Annotated in this window: 17 protein-coding genes and 1 tRNA gene; 8 read left to right on the top strand and 10 right to left on the bottom strand. The window is 44.1% G+C overall.

Translation table 11 applies throughout. The features are described from left to right. The first annotated feature begins 38 nt into the window (after window positions 1–38). Together QE357_RS11290 and QE357_RS11285 are read left to right on the top strand one after the other, a co-directional pair. Entirely contained in the window at window positions 39–2,150 is a 2,112-nt protein-coding gene (locus tag QE357_RS11290; protein ID WP_309707483.1) for a DUF349 domain-containing protein, read from the top strand. Between the two features lie 182 nt (window positions 2,151–2,332). Next, a tRNA-Thr gene (locus QE357_RS11285) sits at window positions 2,333–2,405 on the top strand. Between the two features lie 98 nt (window positions 2,406–2,503). Here the strand turns inward: QE357_RS11285 and QE357_RS11280 are convergent. Beyond that, window positions 2,504–3,112 (bottom strand): acyloxyacyl hydrolase, encoded by a 609-nt coding sequence (locus QE357_RS11280; protein WP_309707481.1) that lies wholly within the window; start codon window positions 3,110–3,112, stop codon window positions 2,504–2,506. A 779-nt stretch (window positions 3,113–3,891) separates the two neighbouring features. On the opposite strand from QE357_RS11280, the gene QE357_RS11275 reads away from it, so the two are divergent. Beyond that, window positions 3,892–5,151 carry a GAF domain-containing sensor histidine kinase gene (locus QE357_RS11275; protein WP_106634740.1) on the top strand — a complete coding sequence of 420 codons (1,260 nt, stop codon included), beginning with the start codon at window positions 3,892–3,894 and terminating at the stop codon, window positions 5,149–5,151. Here QE357_RS11275 and QE357_RS11270 read toward each other — a convergent pair. Further along, window positions 5,148–6,056, bottom strand: coding sequence for a cation diffusion facilitator family transporter (locus QE357_RS11270; protein WP_309707478.1), 909 nt, complete (start codon window positions 6,054–6,056; stop codon window positions 5,148–5,150). The genes QE357_RS11275 and QE357_RS11270 overlap by 4 nt on opposite strands. A gap of 154 nt (window positions 6,057–6,210) precedes the next feature. Between QE357_RS11270 and QE357_RS11265 the strand changes: the two genes are divergently transcribed. The 4 genes from QE357_RS11265 (at window position 6,211) to QE357_RS11250 (ending at window position 11,895) form a co-directional block, all read left to right on the top strand. Then, window positions 6,211–6,495, top strand: a complete 285-nt coding sequence (locus QE357_RS11265) for a hypothetical protein (RefSeq protein WP_307143111.1) — start codon at window positions 6,211–6,213, stop codon at window positions 6,493–6,495. A 259-nt stretch (window positions 6,496–6,754) separates the two neighbouring features. After that, window positions 6,755–9,400: a DNA gyrase subunit A gene (gene gyrA / locus QE357_RS11260; RefSeq protein ID WP_106634743.1), complete on the top strand. Its 2,646-nt coding sequence runs from the start codon at window positions 6,755–6,757 to the stop codon at window positions 9,398–9,400. Between the two features lie 167 nt (window positions 9,401–9,567). Further along, window positions 9,568–11,040: a lipopolysaccharide assembly protein LapB gene (locus tag QE357_RS11255; protein WP_106634744.1), complete on the top strand. Its 1,473-nt coding sequence runs from the start codon at window positions 9,568–9,570 to the stop codon at window positions 11,038–11,040. Between the two features lie 279 nt (window positions 11,041–11,319). Further along, window positions 11,320–11,895, top strand: a complete 576-nt coding sequence (locus QE357_RS11250) for a dihydrofolate reductase family protein (RefSeq protein WP_309707475.1) — start codon at window positions 11,320–11,322, stop codon at window positions 11,893–11,895. Window positions 11,896–11,941: 46 nt separating this feature from the next. Here QE357_RS11250 and QE357_RS11245 read toward each other — a convergent pair whose 3' ends face one another. The 3 genes from QE357_RS11245 to QE357_RS11235 all read right to left on the bottom strand — a co-directional run bounded on the left by QE357_RS11245 (window position 11,942) and on the right by QE357_RS11235 (window position 14,720). Then, a complete protein-coding gene (locus QE357_RS11245; protein WP_106634746.1) occupies window positions 11,942–12,412 on the bottom strand; it encodes a nucleoside triphosphate pyrophosphohydrolase family protein in 471 nt (156 codons plus the stop codon). A 747-nt stretch (window positions 12,413–13,159) separates the two neighbouring features. Beyond that, on the bottom strand, window positions 13,160–13,591 hold the full coding sequence (locus tag QE357_RS11240) for a helix-turn-helix transcriptional regulator (protein ID WP_307143109.1): 432 nt from the start codon (window positions 13,589–13,591) through the stop codon (window positions 13,160–13,162). 310 nt (window positions 13,592–13,901) lie between these two features. Next, window positions 13,902–14,720: a 2,3,4,5-tetrahydropyridine-2,6-dicarboxylate N-succinyltransferase gene (locus tag QE357_RS11235; protein WP_309707470.1), complete on the bottom strand. Its 819-nt coding sequence runs from the start codon at window positions 14,718–14,720 to the stop codon at window positions 13,902–13,904. A gap of 777 nt (window positions 14,721–15,497) precedes the next feature. Between QE357_RS11235 and gap the strand changes: the two genes are divergently transcribed. Next, complete coding sequence (gene gap / locus QE357_RS11230) at window positions 15,498–16,496, top strand: type I glyceraldehyde-3-phosphate dehydrogenase (RefSeq protein ID WP_106634749.1); 999 nt, start codon at window positions 15,498–15,500, stop codon at window positions 16,494–16,496. A 59-nt stretch (window positions 16,497–16,555) separates the two neighbouring features. On the opposite strand, the gene QE357_RS11225 is transcribed toward gap, so the two are convergent. The 5 genes from QE357_RS11225 to QE357_RS11205 form a co-directional block, all read right to left on the bottom strand. Next, window positions 16,556–17,848 carry a folylpolyglutamate synthase/dihydrofolate synthase family protein gene (locus tag QE357_RS11225; protein WP_309707466.1) on the bottom strand — a complete coding sequence of 431 codons (1,293 nt, stop codon included), beginning with the start codon at window positions 17,846–17,848 and terminating at the stop codon, window positions 16,556–16,558. A gap of 53 nt (window positions 17,849–17,901) precedes the next feature. Continuing rightward, window positions 17,902–18,846 carry a hypothetical protein gene (locus QE357_RS11220; protein ID WP_309707464.1) on the bottom strand — a complete coding sequence of 315 codons (945 nt, stop codon included), beginning with the start codon at window positions 18,844–18,846 and terminating at the stop codon, window positions 17,902–17,904. Between the two features lie 127 nt (window positions 18,847–18,973). After that, on the bottom strand, window positions 18,974–20,068 hold the full coding sequence (locus tag QE357_RS11215; protein WP_309707462.1) for an SPOR domain-containing protein: 1,095 nt from the start codon (window positions 20,066–20,068) through the stop codon (window positions 18,974–18,976). A gap of 577 nt (window positions 20,069–20,645) precedes the next feature. Continuing rightward, the gene (locus QE357_RS11210; protein ID WP_309707460.1) at window positions 20,646–22,343 is read right to left on the bottom strand and encodes a TonB-dependent receptor; all 1,698 of its coding nucleotides are present in this window, start codon (window positions 22,341–22,343) and stop codon (window positions 20,646–20,648) included. Window positions 22,344–22,370: 27 nt separating this feature from the next. Further along, window positions 22,371–25,385, bottom strand: a complete 3,015-nt coding sequence (locus QE357_RS11205; protein ID WP_309707457.1) for a tetratricopeptide repeat protein — start codon at window positions 25,383–25,385, stop codon at window positions 22,371–22,373. Between the last annotated feature and the right edge of the window lie 139 nt (window positions 25,386–25,524).

Below are 25,524 nucleotides of genomic sequence, written 5' to 3'. Positions count from 1 at the left end.
TTTTTGCCATTCCAATTCAATGGGTAAAGGATTTCAAAATGATTGACGACAACCAACTGACCCCTGAAGAGCAATCGACGGATTCGACAGCAGGACAGAACGCACCGCAAGGGCTGCCTACACAGGAAACGACATCACACGCTGGCACTGAAGATCAACCAACGACACCGGCTGAATCAGCAGAGACTTCTGCTGAGGGAACTCCCGTGTCGGAAGAGGTAGCACCGGCACAACCATCGGTGACGACCGAATGGGAATCCACGCCAGAAGTGGTCGCTGAGGCTGCACCTGAAGTGGCGGATCCTTCACTGCCCACTTCCGAATCTGATGAATCAGTGGTTGATTCGTCGGCGGATGAAGTCGAGGCCAGTGACCACACGCACACTGATTATACGCAATGGTCTAAACAGGATCTGGTAACGTTACTGGAGACCACGCTCATTGCTGTAAAAGAAGGAACTGCCGATCTGAAAGCTACCGACGCAATTCTGAAAGAAACCAAGCCCGTTTTCGAGCATATCAAAGCGGGTGAACGTCAGGAAGCTCTGCAACGTTTTATTGAGGAAGGTGGCGATGAAGAGGGGTTTGCGTACAAAGCCGATGCACTGACTCAAAAATTCGACCAGTTATACGGTCAGATTCGCGGGGAACGCGTTCGTCATTTCCAACAGGCGGAGAAAGCCCGTGAAGATAACTTCACGAAAAAGACGGAATTGCTGAATAAACTTCGTGAGCTCGTAGAAAACGAAGAAAAAAGCGGAGCTGGCGAGAAAAGCTGGGATACGTTCAAGCAAATTCAGACCGACTGGAAATCAGCGGGCAATGTATCTTCGGCTCATAACAACACGCTTTGGCAGACGTATCATGCTCTGGTAGACCGTTATTTCAACAATCGGAATATTTATTTCGAATTGAAAGAGCTGGATCGCAAGCGGAATATGCAGGCTAAAATCGAACTGATCGAGCGAGTAGAGAAAACTGCGGCGGCGGTTCAGGCTGGAGAAGAAGTGAGCGGAAAAATGCTTGATGATGCCAACGAGTTGTTTGAAGAATTCAAACACATTGGCCCAGCTCCCAAAGAAGTAAACGAAGAACTCTGGCGGAGATTCAAAGCTACCCTGGACACGCTTTACAGCAAAAAGCGGGAACAAAACGAAGCTTTGAAAACGCAGTCGGAGGAAATCTATAAATTAAAAGAAGACATTGCTTCACTGGTAGCCACATTCACGACCTTTCAGTCGAATTCCATTAATGAGTGGAACGATAAAACGAAGGCTATTCTGGCGATTCAGGATCAATGGAATGCGGTAAAAGGTCCCATGCCTCGTGATAAAGGTCGGGAAATGAGCCAGAAGTTCTGGGGAGACATTAAAACGTTCTTCCGTAACAAAGGTGAATTCTTCCGTCAGCTGGAAGCCAAGCGGGATGAGAATCTCCGTCAGAAAACGGCCCTTTGCGAACAGGTGGAGGCTTTGCTGGAAAGCGGACAGGACTCGGCAGAGACCACGCAAACGGTTATCGAACTGCAACGCCGCTGGAAATCCATTGGTCACGTTCCCGAGAAAATGCGGGATAAGATCTTTGATCGTTTCAAGAAAGCCTGCGATGCCTTCTTTGAACGCAAGCGAGATAAAAACGCCGGTATCGAGAAAGAATTTGAAGCAAACCTGGCTCAGAAAAAAGCCCTTTGCGATCAGATTGAACAGGAGGCGAAGTCGGGAGATACCGATGTGGATCGACTGAACGCATTCAAAACCCAGTGGGCAGCCATCGGATTTGTGCCACGCAAAGAAATTCAGCCCATTCAGCAACGCTACATCAAGGCTATTAATAGCTACGTAGCAGCGATGGGTAAACTAAGTGCTCACGAAAAAGAGCAATTAGTGCTGGAAAGCGAGGTAGAATTAGTGAAGCAGGAACGCGGTCGTGGCGGTCAGGTAGATCTGCGTGGAAAGGAAAACGACATTCGTCGCAAGATTCGCACGCTGGAAGACGAAATTGCTCAAATGGAAAACAACCTGGCATTCTTCGCGAATTCTAAAAACGCGGAGAAAATCCGTCTTGACTTCGAAAAACGGATCGAACGTTCTCGTAAAGATCTGGAACAACTACAACATCAGCTGCGTGTCGTTCGGGAAGCCGAAGATTAACTTTCATTAGTAACAAAAATGCCCATCTTACTCAGATGGGTATTTTTGTTAAAAACCGTTTTGATAACCAGATTATTAGAAAATATCTTCAAAAAAAATAAAAGACGGTCTTGACAAAGGGTCGTAAAAATACTAGTTTTGCGGAACGTTTGAGGGAAATGAAACACCCGCAAGCAACATAAGCCTCCTTAGCTCAGCTGGTAGAGCAACTGACTTGTAATCAGTAGGTCATTGGTTCGATCCCGATAGGGGGCTCTTAAAAGCACTTAACTACCTGGTTAAGTGCTTTTTTGTTTGGGGGATTTTTTGCATAACTCCCCAGGAAAGGACATAAGATCGTAATCCATTCTTCTCTAGAAGGCATAGTTGAGGTTACCGCCTATCATCACATTATCCAGGCCGTGGTTGGGCGGGAAAAGGCCTAAATTAGACATATGCCTTAGTCCGGCTTTTATTTCCATTCCTAAGGCCCCTGCAATGGGGAAGTGAAAGCCGAAACGAAAGTTATTATTAAAGATAAAGCCATTGTTTTGTCGAACAGGGGCCCGATCAATGTAATGGGGTCCGCTGCTGATGGAAGCAAATAAAAACACGCGGTGATGGTCCTTACCAGGATATACGCGAATCTTAAGTCCGGCGTTAATTCCTGCTTCCCAACTCGAACGGTTTTCCTTGAACTCCCAGTCGTGAAAATCAGTTGTATTGTATTGAGGGATGACCAGAAAATGCAAAGAAACCTGCTCGTCTGAATTACGTGTGACCGCCCTTTCGAGTTCTACCTGATGTGTAGTAACTACGTAACTATAATCCTGGTTGACTTTGTAGCCGCTCTTGATGCTACGTTCTACCGTGAAGGCGACGGAATGATTAAAAAATGTACGTGTGTCATTTTGGGCAAACGTATAATGTGAAACGGCGGTGACAAGCAACACCGAGGCAACCTTTCTGGCGGAAAGTTTCATAAAAAAGTATCTTCATTTGTAAACACGGAGACCGGTGCTAAAGAACAAGGTTTTATTTATCTTATCATCACCGAAGTGGATAAAATAGGATGCTGGGGACTATAAAAAGATCTTACCAAAAGTTCATAAATATTAGAGAAGATGCAAATCAGCGAAAAGATTATTTTTAAAGATTTATTTTATATCACTATTTAGATAACTATTTATACTATACGTTTATAATTTTGTAGCACTTCGTTCATGGTGATCGATTTTTTTAAGAATCACGTAGTGTTAAAATCTGATTATCTTTAGGCGTTTTGTTTGATAGGTGTGCCGTAATGAGAAATCGGCCTTCACACCGCTATCAAGTTTCTGAAAGGAGAAAAAGGTTACTAGCCCGAATCAGTTAACAGGAGGTTTTGGTAAATGAACTCCCCAAAACAACCATGTGAGTTAAACCCTATAAAAATAAATTAGGTTTGAAGAAAAGAGCTGGATCGTATTTTTCAAATGCTCCAGCGTTCATGCGATAACCAGAACTTTTCAGGCTCAAGTGTGGAGGTAGCTCAGTGTAGAAAAGTAGCAGAGTTATCGAGCGGTTTAAACCAAACCGGAACTATAGATTTAGTTTACTTGCATGAGTAATTACTTAAATGTTTAAATAGGGGTGGCTTTTCATTAAATACCTATTTACGTAAATAAGTAATGGAGTATAACGATTGCAGTTATTCAGTTATTAAGTAAATGAGTATTTAATTAAATAAGTATTTACGCTCGTTGAAATACGTTATAAAGCTATGATTTTGAGTGAACAATCGCGTTTGAAGGATTTAAATGAGTATCAGATTTTAGACACTCCACCCGAGATTGCTTATGATGCCATTACCCGACTGGCTTCTGCTATTTGCGATACGCCTATCAGTTTAGTGACCTTAATTGATCAAAATCGGCAATGGTTAAAGTCTAAAATAGGCGTTGATATCGACGAAATTCCCAGAGAAATAGCATTCTGTAATTATACCATACAGGAACCTTCGCACCCGTTGATTGTGGAAGATTCGGTATTGGATGTCCGCTTTTCAAATAGCCCTTTTGTTACGGGAGACCCTCACGTGCGGTTCTACGCCGGCGTGCCGCTGGTTTCCCCCAGAGGTCAGGCCATCGGAACCTTATGTGTGTTCGATCAGAGACCCAAACAATTGAGCCAGTTTCAAGTGGAAGCTCTACAGGATCTGGCGGCTCAGGTGGTATGGCTGTTCGAACTTCGGCGTTCCAGTCTGGAAAATATCAAAGCCAGAAATGAGTTGGCCGAACTTAATAAAAGCCTGCAACTGGCCAAAAGCCAGGCGGAGTTGGCCAGGGAAGACAAAGCCCGTTTTTTATCGACCATGAGTCACGAAATCCGAAACTCTTTGAATCCCATCATTGGTGCCTGTGATCTGTTATTGATGGAAGATTTGAATGAAGAATCGAAAGAACTGGTCGATATTCTACAGTTTTCATCTCAGACGCTTCATACGCTACTCGACGATATTTTGGCTTATAGTAAACTGGAAGCCGGAAAAGTCGTGCTGGAAAAAATTCCTTTCGATTTAAAGAAAGTGGTGCATCGGGTGATTGATGCCTATCAGCCTTCAGCCCGGGGTAAAGCCATTGAGTTGAATCTGAAGGTGGACGGCAGTATTCCTCAAACCATCTACGGAGATCCGGGACGACTGGTGCAGGTACTGAACAACCTGATTTCAAATGCCATAAAATTCACGGAGAAAGGTCAGGTATCCTTACGTGTTTTTGCTACGCAGATTACGGAAAAATGGGTAACGACTCAGTTTGAAGTAGCAGATACCGGCATTGGTATGCCCCCCGAGTTTCTGGACCATCTTTTCGAAGAATTTACCCAGGCCACCCCTGAAACCAGCCGACTGTACCAGGGTTCGGGCCTGGGCTTATCCATTGTACGCTTGATTCTGTTGCAATACAAAAGCCAAATACAGGTGGAAAGCAGTCCGGGCAAGGGCACTTGCTTCAGATTTGCCATCGACTTTTTGCTGTATTAATGGTGGTGTGTATCCAGGCAGGGGTCGTCTGGCGTTTCCGTTTCCAGGGTGGCATGCTGTATGGAGAGGTGTTCGAGGGTATGGCGGATCTCATGCTTTAGCTTAAAGATTTCGGCAGAACTCAAATGCGAAGGAATAACCAAATGGGCGGTTAATGCGTTTTCTGTGGTACTCATCGCCCAAATGTGAATGTGATGCACGTCAAGGACGGAAGGGTATTGAAGAATCTGCTCTTTGATGGATTGCGTAGATAAAGTGGCTGGAACGCCGTCGAGCGACAGAATTAGACTATCCCGAAGCAAAGACCAGGTGCTCCAGACCACTACCAGGGCGACGATGATCCCGAGAACAGGATCAAGCCAGTACCAGCCCGTTAGCGGCATAGCGATGCCTGCTGCCACTACCGCTGCGGATACCAAGGCATCGGCCAGCAGGTGGAGATAAGCCCCTTTGACATTGAGATCGTGCTCTTTCTGTCGAAAGAATAATAACGCTGTAAATGCGTTAATTCCAATACCGATACCAGCGACCAAGGCTATGGTGTCTCCTGCCACAACGTGAGCGGACCATAATCGGTTGAAGGCCTCATACCCAATGCCACCCATGACTACGAGTAATAACACAGCATTGGCCAGAGAAACCAGAACGGTGCTTTTCTGATATCCATAGGTAAAACGTTCGGTCGGTTTGGATTTGGCGAGACGAAACGCAAGCATGGCCAGTAATAAGCTGGCTACATCACTTAGGTTATGTCCGGCGTCGGTGAGTAAGGCCAGCGAATCGGTATAAAAACCAGCGGCGGCTTCAACGATAACAAAGGTGGTATTGAGAATGATGCCAATGACAAAAGCACGATTTACTTCGGCAGGAGCATGGGAATGATCGTGAGCGTGGGAGTGAGCCATAGGAATAAACGTTTTCAACGGGCGTATAAGCTGGGCTCAAAAGTAGCCCGGCAAGTCATGCAACAGGGAATCAATAACCAATTCATTGATAAATAATCGTTCATGCACTGATAAAGTCCGAATGATCGTTTCCATAAAACAGTCTGTTTACTTTATGAAATCAATACTTACGCTGGCTTTTAGCCTGATTCTTACTGTACTGATGAGTTCCTGCTGGGCTCCGAAGTGTCCCATGAAAAGCTGTCACGTCAAAATGGAACATCGTCACGAAGGAAGAATTTATCGGGGAAGCTCTATCTTTTCCAGTCCTACGCATGGGTTTGCCTGGAAAATGAAAAATCGTAGGGGAGAGGCCGAAGAAAAATCGCTCTACCGGGATAACAAAGATCCGAAGACCAGGAAAAAATTCAAAAAGCTATTACCCTGGGAAAAAGTATAAAGCCGTACGGGTAAGGTCTAAAGCCCCGTTAAAGCACTCCTATTCACGTCAAAAGCCGAATGAATTTCTGGCTGACTGAGTATGAGTGCTTTTCTGTTCCGTTCGTAGGGAGTAACCGCAAAATCCAATAATCCGTTGGCAAAGTTAGGTGTCCTTTTCTTGGGAAAATCTTTGAAAAAACGGTAAAAAATCAGTATTTTTGGTACTTCTAATAATAATGATTCCCTCGTAAATCGGGAAATTCTGCAATTGATTTAAAATGGCTGAAACTACAGAAGACCATCTGCCCGAAGACAATAGTAACTCTGGAAATATCATTCCCATTAACATTGAGGACGAAATGCGTGGAGCCTACATCGACTATTCGATGTCGGTTATCGTATCGCGTGCCTTGCCTGATGTGCGTGACGGTCTGAAGCCCGTTCACCGTCGGGTTTTGTTTGGAATGGACGAGTTGGGCGTTAACTACAACCGCGGATATAAGAAGTCAGCCCGTATCGTTGGAGAAGTGTTAGGTAAGTATCACCCCCACGGTGATTCTTCCGTTTATGATACCATGGTACGTATGGCCCAGGACTGGTCCCTGCGTTACCCCTTAGTGGACGGTCAGGGTAACTTTGGTTCGATTGACGGCGATTCTCCCGCAGCCATGCGTTACACGGAGGCTCGTCTGAAGCGTATTGCTGAAGAATTACTGGCCGATTTAGGTAAAGAAACCGTTGATTTTCAGAACAACTTCGATGATTCGCTGAAGGAGCCAACGGTTATGCCCGCAAAATTACCCAACTTGTTGCTGAACGGTTCGGCGGGTATTGCGGTGGGTATGGCCACCAACATGGCTCCTCATAACCTGACGGAGGTAGTGGATGGTATTGCCGCGTATCTGGATAATGCGGACATTACGATTCCTGAGTTAATGCAGCATATCAAAGGTCCTGATTTCCCCACGGGCGGGACGATCTACGGTTTGACGGGTATCAAGAATGCCTTTGAAACGGGTCGTGGTCGCGTGGTGGTACGGGCGAATGCTACATTCGAGCAGACTAAAACGGGTAAGGACCAGATCGTTATTACCGACATGCCTTATCAGGTGAATAAGGCGACACTTCAGGAGAAAATTGCTGAACTGGTTGAAGACAAGAAACTCGAAGGCATCTCCGCTATTCGGGATGAAAGCTCCAACCGGGAAGGTATTCGTTTGGTTATCGAACTCAAACGCGATGCCGTTCCTAATGTGGTCCTGAATAACCTGTATAAACATACGCCCCTTCAAACGGCATTCAGCGTAAACAACGTGGCCCTGGTTAAAGGTCGCCCGATGACGCTGAATCTGAAGGACATGATTCGCTATTACGTTGAGCACCGTCTGGATGTAATTGTGCGTCGGACGCGGTATGACTTACGCGAAGCCCGCAAACGGGCTCACATTCTGGAAGGCTTGCTGGTCGCTCTGGATCACCTCGATGCCGTGATAGCTCTGATTCGTGGCTCACGAGACCCGGAAGTGGCGAAGGCTGGTTTGATGAATGGTTCGTTCATGACGCCAGATCAACGCAAGAAGTTTCTGGAAAACCCGAATCGTTCGTTACAGATCGTCGATACCTTCAAAAACGAAGAAGGTTCCGAACTGATTCTGAGTGAAGCTCAGGCGAAAGCGATTCTGGAAATGCGTCTGCAACGTCTGACGGGTCTGGAGCGGGATAAAATCATGGAAGAATACAATGAGTTAATGAAACTCATTGCTGATCTGGAAGATATCCTGGCTCGTACCGAACGTCAGTATCAAATCATTAAGGATGATTTAGCGGAATTAAAAGCCCGTTACGGTGACGATCGGCGGACGCAGATTTCTCACGCGGACGACGAGTTATCGATTGAAGATATGATTGCCGATGAAGAAATGCTGATTACCGTTTCTTCACAAGGATACATCAAACGGACGCCATTGGCTGAATACCGCACCCAAAGCCGCGGCGGCGTAGGAGCGAGAGGAGTGAAAACGAAAGATGACGATTTCACCGAACACCTCTTTACGGCCACTATGCACAATTACCTGTTGTTCTTTACGGATACGGGTAAATGCTTCTGGTTACGGGTATTCAACGTTCCTGAAGGAAATAAGACGGCAAAAGGTCGTCCGATTCAAAACTTGCTGAACATCGAATCCGGTGATCACATTCGTGCCGTGATTAACGTGAAGACGCTGACGGACCCTGATTACGTAAACAATAACTTCATTGTGATGTGTACGGAACAGGGAACGGTGAAGAAAACTTCGCTGGAAGCTTACTCGCGTCCGCGTCAGAATGGGATCATTGCCGTAAATATCAATGAAGGTGATCGCCTGCTGGACGTAGCTCTGACGAATGGTAACAACGAAATTATCATTGCCGTAGATGCAGGTCGTGCGGTTCGTTTTAACGAAGGTAAAGTTCGTCCGATGGGCCGGACTGCCACGGGTGTCAAGGGTGTTGAATTGGCAGATGATGAAAAAGTGATTGGAATGGTTTGTGTGGTGGATCCCGCGACGGCTCAGTTACTCGTTGTATCGGAACAGGGCTACGGAAAACGTTCCGACATTGAAGATTATCGCCTGACGAACCGGGGTGCCAAAGGCGTTACTACGCTGAAAGTAACCGATAAAACCGGTAAGCTGGTGGCTATTAAACAAGTGACTGATAATGACGATTTAATGATCATTAACCGCTCAGGAATTGCGATTCGTTTTGCCGTAGCCGATCTACGGGTAATGGGACGAAATACGCAGGGTGTTCGACTGATCAGTTTACGTAATGGGGATGAGATTTCATCCATTACCAAGATTGAGAATGAAGAGCTGCTGGAGGTGACAGGGCAGGAGGGGGAACAGCCTACTACGCCGCCTGAAGCACCTGCTGAGGCATGATTTTTTAAGCCTTGAAGATTTTTAAAGTCTTCAAGGCTTTCTTTTTTGTTTACGATTAAAAGACTACAGAAATAAAGTCTTGTCAAACAAATCAATTAAAAGTACGTTTTCCGTATATCAGGAAAAGTACTTACTTCGCATAGTAACTAAACCAAAATAGTAGTACAATGAATAAACTCATTCTTCCGGCCTTATTAGGCCTGTTATCAGCATCCGCTTATGGCCAGAACAGTGCTTTGGCAGCGTTAGAAAGCGGAAAGCTCGACAAGGCAAAGGAGGAGATCGATAAAGCAGTTCAGGATGCCAAGTCAGGAGCAAAACCAAAGACGTGGTTAGTGAAAGGCCAGGTTTATGAAGCTCTCTCAACAGATCAGAAATTAGCGGGTCTTGATTCCATGTCTTCGCTGGCTGCTTACGATGCTTACAAAAAAGCAGTGGAGCTGGACACGAAAGATGGAAAACAGGGTAGTACTGCGAAAGATGCCCAGAAAGCAATCACGCAGGCACCGGATTCGAAGGATAAAGTTCGTCTTTACTATGGCTTGATTGGACAGGGAAATGCAAAATATCAGAACAAGAATTTTCCTGACGCTCTGAAACTTCTCAAGACAGCGATGGTCGTAGATCCTAAGGATACCACGGCTGCCATGTTTACGGGTATTGTGGCTCAACAAACGGGCGATAATGCCACGGCTAAGGAAGGCTTTGGCAAGTACCTGGAATTGGGTGGTAAAGATCCCGTTATTTTTTACACTTTGTCTAACATCTATCGTACTGAAAAGAACGATGATGAGGCGGTCAAAGTCTTAGATAAAGGGATTGCGGTTAACCCCGACAGCAAGGATCTTAAAAACGAAAAGATCAACATTTATCTGCAATCAGGTAATACGCACAAAGCGATCGATGATTTGAAGGCGTTAGTTGAGAAAGATCCCAACAACACGCAGAACATCGTTAACCTGGCCATTCTGTATGACAATGCCGCACAGAATACGCAGGAAGAACTGAAAAAGTATGCATCAGAAGCCAGAAAAGGCGGAGACGCTGACAAAGCAGTAAAAACGGCTGAAGCGGATGTGAAACTGTATCAGGATGAGGTAACTCGTTTGACGGCTGCTCTGAAGAAAAAACCAACGGACAAAGAATTAAAGCGTCAGTTGGGTGAAGTAAAATCTAAATTCGAATCAGCGAAGACTGCTTTAGCTTCAGCGACTCAGGCAAAGGCTGCTTCTGATCAGCAGAATTCTGGTAAAGCAGCCGAAGCTCAGGCGAAAGTTGCTGAACTGACGAAAAAACTGGAAGAGGAAAAAAGTGCGGCTAAGGCTGGCTACGAGAAAGTTCTTCAGATCGAGCCTAACAACTACGATGCCAACTATAACATGGGCGTTTATTATTTCAACGAAGGTGTTATGGTGAAAAGCAAAGTAGACGCGATGGACATGAACACCTATAACAAAGAAGGTAAAGCGGTTGAACAGGAAACGGTAGCTAAATTCAAGCAGTCATTACCATACTTTGAAAAAGCATGGTCATTGAAGCAGGAAGAAGCTCTGAAAAACAACTTGTCTCAAACGTATACCATTCTTAAGACGTTAGAGAAAACAGACGCTTACGATTCAAAACTTGCAGCGTTACAGTAGCAAATTTGAGTTGGTGTAGTATAAAAAGTCTCTGCGAGAATCTCGCAGAGACTTTTTTTGTGGAGTCAGCTACAGCCATAGAATTCTCAAAAACTTCATGTAGGGTGGATATTGGATTTAATTACTTAACATAATATAAATTATATAACATATATAAATAGCTGATTTACAGGGGTAATGGTACGGATTTACGGAGCTATGAAATGTATTTCATCCCTATACTGATTATAGATGGATCAATAATTTAGCAGATTACAATGAATCAACCATCAAATCAAAATGAGAAAATTAATTCTACAGGAATGGATTTCACTGGACGGTTTTGCGGCTGATGAAAACGGTCAGACGGATTTCTTTAATAAGCCTGAGTATAACGAAGAATCCGAGGCTGATGTGCTGGATTTTATGGGCACCATCGATGCCATCCTGTTGGGCTCCCGAACGTATCGCATGTTCGTGGAGTATTGGCCAACGGTAACCACTGAGGTTGAAACCATAGCTGACAAATTAAATGAAACGCCGAAGATTGTATTCTCACGCATGGTGGATCATGTTCCCTGGGGAAAATGGAACGATGCCAGGATTGTCAACAGAAATGCCGTTGAAGAAGTCACACGGCTTAAAAATAAGCCTGGACTGGACATGGTGCTTTGGGGAAGCCTTTCACTGGCACAATCGCTGTTACGAGCAGAATTGATCGATGAAATTCAGTTGCGGGTATGTCCCGTTATTCTTGGTAAAGGCAAACGGCTCTTTTCCGAAGAAATGAAGCATCTGGAATTAGAGCTACTGGAAACGCAATCTTTTAAGTCTGGGTTGGTCTTTTTAAAATACCAGCCTATTTATACAAGTTAATTTTTGGAGAGCAGGCTTCGTGAAGAGCTCCGAAGCCTGCTCTGGACTAGGATTGTAAAATAGATGCCAAATCCGCCGGTGAATAGTTGACCGATTTGAGCGTTTTATGGTCAGATTTGCGATATACGAGCCATTTACCGTTGTCTTCATGATAGGACGCCTCCGTGCCATCTTTCGCCAGATAGAAGGCAACCGTGGCCTGTGCTTCGGCCTCAGTAGAGCAGGCTTTGCTCATATTAGAACGATGCACCTCGTTGAATAGGTCAACAAACTTCTCTCCCAGACCAAATTCAAGCACCGCTCCAGACAGAACATATTGAAGGTCACAGAGAGCGTCCGCTACGCCAATCAAATCATTTGCTTCCACCGCTTCCTGAAATTCCTTCAGTTCTTCTGCCAGTAAAGCATACCGTAATTTCGATCTGTTCTCACTGGGTATTTGTGGATCAGATAAGACAGGAGCATGAAAAGTATGATGAAATTCAGCTACTTGTTGAAGAGAATTAAGTTGATCCATAGTGTATAATAACGTACTTTATGTTTAATAGAAAGAAAAAACACGTAGAAGAATCCCAGGTCAGGATACAAAATCTAAGCAAATATAAGCCTCACTCCCGCCCTTTTAAAGGTTAATTCTACCACAGGGTTTTGTTTCACGCCCGACTGGTAGCTAACTCTTTCACAATGAACAAATTAATATCCACGTGAAACATTAACTTTTAGAATATTAATAAATAGTTGAAAAATAGGTCCTTATAGGTCTCCTTCTCAATAATTAGTTGGTAGTGAAGCCTCAACGATTGCCAGCGTTATACCAGGGATTGTTATTCGGATTAGTAGAATGCTGAGACTGAAATGGTTTATGAAGAAACGCCGCAGTTGGCCTTTTGCTGTCTTAATTAATCGCAATTCTTTTCTCTAAGCCTTTATCTTCCTTTGAATGGATGTGTGTCCCGGAGGAATCCGATAGCAATTAAAGATGTAGCCGTCTTGCCCTATGAATCTTGTGAATCGGCCATCGGCAAAGTGATTGGGGAACACTTAATAGTATGAAAAATAGTAACTGTAAAGAGACGGTTAATAGGAAGGATCGAATCAGGGTATCTAAATCCCGCCACCGAGTCCGATCAAACTATTCTCAAAATGATCGTTGAGGCGTAGCCTCATGACCCAACCTAGTATGCACTAAAGTGCGTTTTTGAATGATTATTCATTCATATATGGGAGAATATAAATGTGTGAAAAGAATCATTATGCTTACTTATTAAAAAACCTCCTGCCAGGTTTGATCGGAATAGAAGACAATCATTTTAACGACGTGCTTATTCTCAAAAGAGGCTTTTTCATGAGCCTGAGAATACGCCAGATCGGGTCTTTGTCCTACTCCATTTTTTCTAGCGAAATCTGAGGACTTAACCTGAGGCTGCATTTCGTTAACAACGGGCTGACTATAAGCGGCTTTAGGGTGCGAAAAGCCATTTGATTTAATGACCGTCGGATTTTCATCACAAAGCCATTCATAGGTGATTTCAGGGAATTGCTTTACGATTTTGCGAGCAATATCCATGCTGAGCCGATTTCGGCCTGAGAGTATATGAGAAATGCTGGACCTTGGAATGCCAATAGAGTCTGCAAATTGTGCAGCAGTTAAGTCGTTGGATTCTAGCAGGTAAATTACTTTTTCTTTATCAGTCATAGTGGCTATATCGTATTGTAAACACTAGCATGTTACAAATGTATTTTACTTTTGTGAATTAACCAATGACGGATAGAAACATTTATAAATTCATCAATGTAAATAATTAAATACTTTTGTGAATTTAAAAATGTGAATATGTTTATTGTGTATAATCTGTTGAACATCAGTATTATTTACGAATGTAAATTACAATTGTGCTTCAAAAGTTTATGAAAGTTAACAGATCAAATATTCATTAGAAGGGTATAAAAAAAGGATAGGAGATTATTCCCCTACCCTTTTTACTGAGTTAATGTTATAGAAATCACTATACAGCTACGTTGTTTTCACGCAGAGCCTGATTCAATGAAGTCTTCAGATCCGTACTCTCTTTACGCTTGCCAATAATTAAAGCACAAGGAACCTGATAGTCGCCAGCAGGGAAATGTTTGGTATAGCTGCCTGGGATAACTACGCAGTTTTCAGGCACAAATCCGGTGTATTCAACAGGTGTCTCCCCAGTAACATCAATCACTTTTGAACTGCCCGTAATCACGACTCCAGCACCCAAAACGGCTTTTTTACCGATTCTAGCCCCTTCTACGACAATACAACGAGAGCCAATGAAAGCACCGTCTTCTATAATAACGGGTGCTGCCTGAGGTGGTTCAAGAACACCCCCAATTCCGACGCCACCACTTAAGTGAACGTCTTTACCAATTTGAGCACAACTTCCAACGGTTGCCCAGGTGTCAACCATAGTACCGCTATCAATATAGGCTCCGATGTTCACGTAAGATGGCATTAAAATAACGCCTTTAGAAAGGTAAGCTCCATAGCGAGCCACGGCTGGAGGAACGACCCGAACACCTAACTGTTCGTAACCCGTCTTCAATTTCATTTTATCATGGTACTCGAAGATGCCTACTTCCTGTACTTGCATGCTCTGTAAAGGGAAATAAAGAACAATTGCTTTTTTTACCCATTCATTAACTTTCCATTCTCCATTAGCAAGAGGTTCTGCTACACGAAGCGTGCCTTTGTCTACGGCTTCTACTACAGAACGAATAGCCTCTTTAGCAGAGTCCGTATTTAGCAGTTGACGATCGTCCCAGATCTTTTCAATCGTTGATTGTAATTCAGTCATATATTAAAATGGTTTCTGCAAATGTAAATAGAAACTCCCTTTAATAGATACGACAGTTTGTCACTTTAAAAAGTACAATATATAAAATTACAGCTCCTCAAATATCATTAAGATTATAGATGTTATTTAATTGATTTACAGGTATTTACTGGTATTATAGTTAAATCTTATACGTTCCTTATAATACAATTCAGAATATTATATGGATGTCAATGGATAATAATAAAATATGATTACAGGTCTACTATTGTCTATTCTATTGGAGTATTTACTGATTTATAGATAACTGTAAAAAATGTAATGCCAGCAATCCCTATTATACTATGGTGTTGGTGATTAGCAAAGGATTTGATAGATAAATGAAGGATAGAGTGCCGTGATCATTCTTAGGGGCGATATGTCTTTCTATTTTGTTTATTCCACATTATTTTCTACTTATTTCTAGACTTATCTCTCACATATTTATCATATATGCTATTTCCTGAATGATCTCTATTGCAGGATAATGACTATGAATACTGTTTTGGCTTATGTATTGGGGACCACCCTATTCTTCTAGGCAATTAGATAGAGGCAATACACTTTAGCAATGAACATAGATAGTTGATAATATATTTAGCAATTTTTAAATACTAAACTAATTTACTAAAATACTAATCATCTGTTATTGCTAATTTTAGTAGCTAGTTAATTGCTAAATTATTACTCTTTATAGGTGATAGGGAATTCGTATTATATTAATTAATATTGCATCGAAAACCATTAATCTATTTTCACATGGCAAAAGTTCGTGTCGCAATCAACGGGTTCGGTCGCATTGGACGGCTCTCCTTCCGTCGTCTATTAGAGAAAGAAAACGTTGAGATTGTTGCTATCAATGATTTAACAGATAATGCAACCTTAGCTCACCTCCTTAAATACGATTCAATTCACGGTAAATTTGCTGGTACAGTAGAGTCTGATTCAGAAAGCATCACTGTAAATGGCAGCAAAATCCACGCTTATGCTGAGCGTGATCCTAAGTTACTTCCCTGGGGTGATTTAAATATTGACGTAGTTATTGAGTCTACTGGCCGTTTTGTTGATGAAGCTGGTGCTGGACAACACTTAACTGCCGGAGCTAAGAAGGTAATCATCTCCGCTCCTGCCAAGGGTAATGTTAAAACAGTAGTATTAGGTGTTAACGATGACATCTTAACTGCTGATGACAAAATCATCTCTAATGCCTCTTGTACGACCAACTGCTTGGCTCCTATGGCTAAAGTAATTGAAGATACATTCGGTATTGAGAAAGGATACATGACTACTGTTCACGCATATACTGCTGATCAGAATCTGCAAGATGCTCCTCACAGCGATTTACGTCGTGCTCGTGCGGCGGCTCTGTCGATCATTCCTAGTACTACAGGTGCTGCGAAGGCCATCGGTCTGGTATTACCTAGCCTGAAAGGTAAATTAGATGGTTCTGCTTTACGCGTTCCTACACCTACAGGTTCTGTAACGGATCTTACTTTGGTATTGAAGAAAGAAGCCACTGCTGAAGAAATCAACGCTGCAATCAAAGCTGCTGCTGATGGACCGATGAAAGGTTACTTATTCTATGCTACTGATCCTATCGTTTCTGCCGATATTGTAGGCGATACTCACTCTTGTATCTTCGACTCAGAATTAACTTCTAGCCAAGGTAACTTAGTGAAAATCGTAGGTTGGTATGATAACGAAGCCGGCTACTCAAGCCGCGTTGCTGACCTGGTAGCTAAAGTAGCTAATCTGTAATTCCAGATTACCCTAGCACTAAAAAGCTCCTGAATGGATATTCAGGAGCTTTTTACTTTTTATAGCTGGTCTACCTCCGCCACGACAAACGTACTGCCTCCTATTACCACCAAATCGTCTTCATTTGCTTGGGATAATACCTCATCCAATGCTTCATTGACATTTACAAACCACGTTCCTTCTAATCCATAAGCCTGAGCCAGTTCTGTTAATTTTTCTGCAGCCAACGCTCGTGGCGTAGAAGATTGGCAGAATACATACTTTGCTTCTTTAGGATAGAGGGGAAGAATTTTCGACAAATCTTTATCCGCTACAAACCCCAGGATAAACCATAACTGATGGTAGGTGTAGGATGCAACCGTTTTTAAAACTTCTTTAATGCCGGCTTCATTATGCCCGGTGTCCCCATACACCCGGGGTTTTTCCTGAATTAACTGCCATCGTCCTTTCAGTCCGGTCAGCCCTATCACATTTTGTAATGCTTCTTTTACTACCTGCTCTGGCAAATCGTATCCCTGCTCACGTAATACTTCAACAGCCTGAAGCACACCCAGAACGTTTTTAGATTGATATGAGCCCGTTAAATCTAATTCCAGATCAATCGACCCATCTCCACCCTGAATACTTAGCTGCCTTTTTCCTTTGACTAGCTGTTCGGAAACAACCTGCAATTCATCAGAAGCAAACAGAATAGGACTTGTGGTTGATGCTGCTTTAGTAATAAACACTTCATCAATTTCTACCTGACGCTCGCTGATGACCACCGGAACCTGAGGCTTGATAATACCTGCTTTTTCAGCCGCAATTTTGGGCAGGGTATCGCCTAATACATCAGCGTGATCCCAACCAATATTCGTAATCAGGGACAGTTCGGGCAGGATTACATTCGTTGAATCCAATCGTCCCCCCATTCCCACTTCAATGACGGCAATATCTACCTGCTCTTCCGCAAATACGTGAAACGCCAAAGCAACGGTGAGCTCAAAGAAGGAGGGGTTTACCGATTGAATAAACATTCGGTTACGTTCAACGAAATCGATAACCTTCTGTTCCTGAATAGGTTGTCCATTGATTTTGATACGTTCACGGTAATCTTTTAGATGCGGGGAAGTGTAGAGACCCGTTTTGTACCCTGCCTGCTGAAAAATAGCCGCGAGCATGTGCGAAGAGCTTCCCTTCCCATTCGTTCCAGCGACATGAATGCTTTTGAATTGTCGATGAGGATTTCCCAAATGCTCCAGCAATGCATCCGTATTAGCAAAACCCGGTTTATAGGCTTTCTTGCCGGAGAGGTGAAACACGGGTAACTGTTGATAAAGGTATTCGATGGTTTCCTGATAAGTCATGGTCATAAAAAAATGCGTACTTCAAAAGTACGCATTCGTATGTATTGTAAGTAGTTTTTCTATTGAGAGCGGACTACGAAAGTGATCGTACCGGAGGATTGAGCCGCCCGGCTTCCAGCGGAATTGGTAGGAACGAATTCGAGTCGTTCAATCTCCCGCTCGCATTTACGAACATCAGCCGGACTTAGTGTGCTTTCCACCACAGATTTCGAAATCAGGTTACCGTTTTCGTCAATCTTGATCCGGAATACCACCTTTCCATCCGAATTCAATCCCTGCGGACTGGGTTTGCGACTCCAGGTCCAGCCCGTCATACTTAACGAAGAACCGTTACCCGTACCTCCACCGCCGCCTGAGCCTTTTCCATACAAGCCCCGACCATCCACTTTTCCATCTGGAGCACCGTAATCTCCTACCCCTTTATTTCCGGCAGGACCGTTGTTGTTACCTCCGGGATTATCACTGGTGCCGTTGGTTCCATTGGATTTCGCTTTCCCATACAAACCTTTTGTATCCACTTTAGGCTGCTCAACGGGCTTTGAAACCGTCTTCGCTGGCGTAGCTGGAGCTGGTGTTTTCGTCTCTACGGGTTTTACTTCTTTCGGCTCCGGCCTGGGGGGCACTTTAACCGGACTTTCTACTTTGGATGTTTTCAAAGGAGCCTCCACTGCCTTGGGAGTCGTTACCTTTTTTACCGGAACTACCTCTTTCACCTCAGGTTTGTGTACCCTTTCTTCCTTTACCTCTTCCTTGGCAGGCTTGGATTCTTCCCGATTCGTCAGTTTACTGGGCTTGTTACGAGTCTGAATGTCTCCACTACCCAGGGCCCCAGAACCGATATTGGCCAGTTCAATGCCCACCATAGGTTCTGGCGGTGGCGTTAATTTCCACATACCGACCAGCCATAACAGCAAAAACAAAAGAACATAAATGCCGGTCGTGACCATCAAAGCCACCGATCGGTTTCTGCGTTCTTCCTGTTCTAGTTGCACACTGCTATTCATATACGTTACTTATGATTCAAACGATTGATTGTAAAACGACTAAATGGGTAAATTGTTACGTAAAGTGTGGTAACAAAAAACCAAACCCGGCTGAGGTTTGGTTTCAAACATACGAATAAATAATTCCTTAATCAGCGATGGATTTCAGAATCCAGAGATTATTATTAAAATCAGGTCCCAGTTTCTGAGCCATGGCCTGAGCGGCACTGGCCGTGTTGAGACGGTCACTAACCGTTACTTTAACCAAACCTTTCCGGGGACGTAATAATTCTACTTTATATCCTTTTGAAAGCAATTGCTTTTTCATGACCTGAGCACTCTTGACGCTTCCGAAACTACCAGCTACTACATAATAGCCACTCGGAACGGCTTCTCCTTCAATGGTTTTCACCCGGGATGGAGTCACTAAAAACTTAACCTTATTCTTTACTACTTTCTCTTCCGCTGCCTCAACTTCTACTTTAGGAGTTTCGCGTATGTCAACTACTTCTACTTTAGGAGCAGGTTTGGGAGTAATAGCTACTTTCGCATGAATTGGGTCGTTTACTACGCTTACGGGCTGAGAAACCTTCTTTGAATTCAACCATGAGAAATCCAGAGCAGTCATGGGGTTCATGCTACTCAGGTTTGTTTTCTGTCCAGTATACCAGGCTCCTACTACCGTTACCACCACGAGCACCGCAGCGGCCACCCAACGGCCCAGCCGTTTGGAAGAATGAGCTACGGTTAGATTCGACTCCATCGGTTCTTCCGCCAGTGTTTCTACAACCGAAGCAGTTTCTGTGGCTTGGTTCACCGCATAATGACGGTGATAGGCAGGAACGAAGGAGGCTAAACCATACCCTTCTCCATAATAGTTAACCTTTTCCTGAGGAGCAAACACCAGTTTACCTTCTCCGTTTTGAGTGAAGGTTCCCAGATGCTCAAATCGATACTGTTGCTGACTACGAATGTCCAGTTTAACCTGCTCAACAAATTGCTTCAGACGGTTTCTGGTCTCTTCCCGGGAAATATTCTCCGATTTCGACACATGATTGGACAACAAGCCATCATCAAACTGTAACATCTCATTAAATACCAGCCGGGTACGAGGAGGCAGAACAGATCCATCGGATAAAAAAGTTGCTGAATCAAAATTGCCGATAAATCCCCCAAATTCGGGAATTACCACACAATCCTGTTCAAAAAGCAAGTTTCTTACGTGTTCGGGAATGGTAGCCATGAGATCCAGTGAGGTTGAAACCGTTATTACCTGAGCATGAAAGATCTGAGGAAGTTCAGATCATTTTAAAGTTTAAAGGTAGAATAACAACTACGAAAAGTCAAATGAGTTTTCGGTTTTTAGCAGATTGCCCTCACCTGCATGCAGTTTTTATTCAGTCAGGGCTCATTAACTCTTGTTATTTACAGGACATTGGAGACTGGGCTACACATGGCATTCTTCATAAAAAATTTCTCTCTTTTCGCTGGAGTATCCCTCTCTGTCATCCAGAGCAAAGCGAAGGACCTTATCACTTTTGCGAGCCTACTAGATCATGAGAGAACAGATTTACCTCCACCTCAACGCCGTCCCATTCAACGAGAAGAATTCATTTATACTTTGATCATTCGTCATCAAGGATCCAACGATTGTACATTATTAGTTTGCCTGTTAGAAATAAGTCGTTATCCTAATCGAATGACAGATTACGGTAAGAATGAACAAAGAGAGAGAAATTCCCGATTATCTTCTTAACATTCTCTATACACAAAAAAAGCCCGCTGGAAACAGCGGGCCTAATTAGAGCAAGAGTAATGATTTAGAATTGGTAGGATACGCCTGCCAGGAAGTTAACACCCTGTTGTTTGTAATACTGAAAGCGTTCAAAGTTCTTTCCTACAATGTTATTGACACTCACAAAAGCAGAAATGCGGTCGGTAATCAGGTAGGTGGTTCGCAGGTTCAGGTCAATGATGGGAGCCAGCGTTCTTACGACTCCTGAATTCAGATTTCGGCCTTTCAAACCGGTAATAACGTAGAAATCCGTTCCGACGATTAATTTCTTGCTGAAGGTTACTGTGTTACTCCAGGTAGCCGTGAATGTCGGACGATGGTAGGCAAAATCAATCTGCTTGAGGTCATACCCATACACATCAAATTTCAGGAACGAACGCCAGATGTCTTCATGCTGGTAGTTCAGTTGGCCCGACACGTTAATGACATTCGAGAAACCATTATCCTGCGGCTGATCGTACAACACGGAGAAACGAGTGGAGTCACTACCGGAATTATTAAACAGATACAGATTGCGGTACCGGCCAAAAGATACTTTAGCTTCATAACTAAAGCCTCCCTGAATCAGCCCTTTCGTTCCAATGTAGAAATCGTGCACTTTTTCCGTATTCAACAAGCGAACGTTTGGAGCCAGGTAAGGATTCTCATCAGTCAGGCTGGCCAGCGTATTCCGGTGAATGTCTCCCTGATACCCCGCAAACACGTGAATATCCTCTACAGGCATCAAATCCAGTTCAACTACCGGATAAGCATGTGTGGGTTTCGACAGGGCGTTGAGATTATCCGTTTCATTGACAACGTTAATACCCGCCAGCACGCTAAAGCGATCGGTCCGATACTGGAAGGTTGGCTTGATGCGGAACAGGTTCCGGCTGTTGGTCAGCGAATCATTCCGCTGGGTTAGGTAAGCATCTCCGGCCAGGTGAGCAAAAAAGTTTTTCGTAATCGGAAAAGTCGCTTTCAGGTTCGTACCCCAATCGTATTCATTCGCCTGCGTAAACGTACTTAAGGAACGCAGTTTTGTTTTAATGGAGTAATCAATAACCGCATCTTTCTTCGTATTTTCAATGCCAATGCCGACGTTGAAGTTATTGAGTACCTGCTTGATATCTTCTCGTTTGGGCGTTTCAATAGCCCGGCTGTATCCGTAGAAGTAATACTGATTACGGTCATACCCTAGACTACCCGTCAGCTTCATGCTACCTCCACTGTAACGTCCATCGACCTGAATCAACTGGTGACTGGTACCAGAGTTACGACCATCCACCGGACCGGTAGCCGTGGAATTGTGTAATCCCTTTATGCTCAGTCCGTAAGGCAGGTCATTGCGGGAATTGACATTAGCCTCTAGTAAGAAGCGACCATAGTTACCAGCTCCAGCCTTGACTTCGGAATTAAACAGCGAACCATCATTCTGCGATTTGGGCATTTCGGTTACTGCTGGATTAAACTGAGGCGGAGCAATGAGTAGCTTCTGATCGGTGAACTGATACTTGAGTGGCTGCCGATCAGGCCGGGCCGATTGGCTGGCCGGTATTTTCTCGAAATTGCGGTTTTGGGTAGTCAAGTTGATTTTACGTTCACGAACGATATCAATTTCCCCGGTCTGGATTTCTCCTTCACCTGGATTTCGGTTTTGGGCAAAGCTGGTGACACTACTTCCCAATAAACCCACAAAACCCAGGGATTGAAGGAAGGTTCGAATGGTGCGATTATGACTCATGTTTGGACAGATCTTCAGTTGAATGGATTACTTATTTCCCAGAGCAGCTAATTTTTTACGAGCTTCTTCTACTACTTCTTTATTCTCAGCTCCCTCGATAATGGTATTGAGCAGAGCCTTCGCCTGAAATGCTTCATTCAGACACACATAGACATCGGACAGTAGCAGGAAGCCCCGGTCAATCCACAACTGATCGGTATATTGCTCCTTGAGTTCATTGATAATCTTATCGCGTGATTCTTTGCATTTCTTCTCTTTATACAGGATCTGAGCGACGTTATAAATCGCCTCCGCTCCGTAAGAATCTTTGGCGAGTTTAGCAGTCTTCTCAAATTCTTCGATGGCTTTCTTGGAATCGCCTTTCGCCAGAGCAATTTTTCCGGCGAACAGCTGGGCCCGGTTTTGGGCTCCTAATACTGCATTACCACCATTGATGACTTCTTTTGCATACACCAGCGAAGAATCCAGTTTATTGCCCTTGAAGTACGTTTCCATCAACCCCAGCTGACCCGCTACCTGATCTTTCTTGTTACTGGACGTGCGAAGTAAAGTCTGGTAGTTGTTAGCGGCGGCCCGGTAGTTTTCGTTTTGGTACTCTAGTTCCGCAGCCCGCTGAGCTGCCCGATTGACAAACTGGGTTTTGTTTTCGCGAATTACCTGATAGTAATACCGTAACGCATTCATGCGGTCTTCCGTCCGGAAATAGGAATCAGCCAGGTAATACACGCCTTCGGGGGTAGAAGCACTCTTCGGATATTGTTGAATGTAACTCTGGAATGCTTCAATCGCTTGAGCGTATTTCTCTCCGAAGTATAAGTTCTTGGCGGCTTCGTATTTCACTTTCTCCAGCGATTCGCCATTCGGGTTACTTTGCTCGTATCCCTTAATAATAGTAGAGAATTCTTCGGGACGACCTGCGGAATTCAGGGCATCCTGTACACCAATCAGGGCTGATTCTGCACTTTTGGACGCTGCGTATTTACTCAGGATTACCTGATAATCGGCAATGGCCTCATCGTAACGCTTCATGTTACTGTAGGCAATGGCTCGTTGCAGATAAGCTGCGTGCAGGATAGGACTTTGGGGCTGCTGTTTAATCAGTTTCGTAAACTGGGCAACGGCTCCCTGGTAATTCTGCTGATTCAGTTCCACCATACCTAACTGAAAAATGGCATCATCTACATAGGGCGAATTAGGATACTGATTCAGTAACTGATTCAGCGTAGTCCGGGCTTCGGCGTATTTATCGGTATAGAGCAGGGAAATTCCTTTATTATAAAGGGCATTATCCTTATCTGATTTCCCCGTAACCGCAACCTGATCGTAAATCTTGGTAGCCTCATCATAACGTTTCGCCACTAGGTACGTATCAGCCAATCGGATCATGGCATCCTCGTAGTTGCTGCGATCCGCCGAAGGTAGTCCACGCACCGCATCAGTATAAGCCTTGAATTGCGTGGATGCTTTATCGTATTCCCGGGTGTTATAATAGGCATAACCCAAGCCGTAACGACTCCGAATTTTATAATCCGGCACTATTCGGGACTGTTCACTGCTGGCAATAAGCTGGGTATACAGAGGAATGACTTCGGCGTATTTCTGCTGGGCTGAAGTTGCTTCTGCTTTCCAGAAACGAGCCGCTACCGCCAGATCGCGGTTATCATTGTATTTTAGGGATTTGTCAAAAGCTACGATGGACCGGTCAAACTGCTCGGCATTATAGGCGTTTATTCCAATGTTATAGGCTGCCTGCTGGTATTGATTCCGTTGTTTCGGGCTCAGGTTGCGTTCTTTATCGAGATAATCCAGAATCAGAGCGTAGTTATTGGAAAGTAATAAACCTTCGCCCCTTAATTCTTTGCTTTCATTCAGGTACGCACTGTTGGGATACGTCTGGATGAACTGATCGAATTCCTTTACGGATTCATTTCCATTTCCCAAATCCAGTTGAACTTTTGCATGATTGAACGCGGCGTCTTCCTGAACCGATTTATTAAAGTTCAGGCGACGGGCCTGATCCAACGCAGCCAAGGAATACTGTAGATTATCCGTATTCAGATAACTAATCCCCATGTAATAAGAGGAATACTGTCCGAGGGTATCTCTATTGGCCGCCAGCGGCTTGAAGGTGTTAATGGCTCCGTTAAAATCGTTCTGGCGATACAGGGAATACCCATACCGATAGGCCGCCGGTGCGGGTAACTTCCCACCCCGGAAATTAGTATGCATCTTATAGTATTCGGAGGCTTTGGCGTAATTGCCTTTCTGGAAGTACACATCAGCCGTTAGCAACGATAGGTCGTCCAATTTCTTACCCGATTTATTTCCCTTCCGTAAAATGGGCTCTGCGTAAGAAATCAGGGAATCGTATTGTCGCTGGCGATAATAGGAATGAGCAATCCAGCCGGGGGCTTCATTCCCAAATTCCTTGGAGTTTTCAATCCGGCGAAAGTCGAGGACGGCACCGGCATAATCTTCATTCTTGAAGCGAATCACTCCGGCATAATAGCTAGCTGCGGTAGCAAACTCCGTACTGCTTTGCTTCACGACATCTAGCGAAGTCAGGGCTGCCGGATAATTCTGAGTGTAATACTGAGCCATCCCCAGCTTGAAGGTCGCTTCCATCCCACTGGCTTTTTCCAGGTAAGGAATGGCCCGGGCGTAATCACCATTGTTATAATAATAGTTACCCAGATCCGCATACAACTGCTTGGCTGCCGGGTGATCGCCGTGGTTTTTCACAAACCGCTCCGAAAGAATTTCGGCTTCAGGCTGATTCAGATACAAAGCCGACATAGCGATGTAATACTCCGCATTGACGGCATTCAAATCATTACTGGCCAGTAAGCCCTTATTCGTATCCAGAAATCGCTGGAATTCCTGACGGGCAGATGCGTAATTTTTCTTTTCAATAAACTCAATTCCTGAACGATAATACGTATCCGGTGAGGTATAATTTAATGTATTCTGAGCTAACAAAGCTTGCCCGGAATACATCGAAAGTAAGCACGACCCCAAGAGGGACAAGCGGCGTGTACGCATAGAGAGAGGCTGATTTAGGATCATTCAGAACTTAATACTTATAAAAATCTATGAAAAAAGAGGCCAACGGCATAGAACAACCCCTGCAATAACCACAAACCAGAGGGTTTTGTGAGGGTTTATTACAAAATGCTACAAA

This window comes from Siphonobacter sp. SORGH_AS_0500, assembly GCF_031453245.1.
Lineage (GTDB): Bacteria > Bacteroidota > Bacteroidia > Cytophagales > Spirosomataceae > Siphonobacter.
Note: the sequence above shows the minus strand (reverse complement) of the source record. Positions and strands in the feature narration are given on the sequence as shown.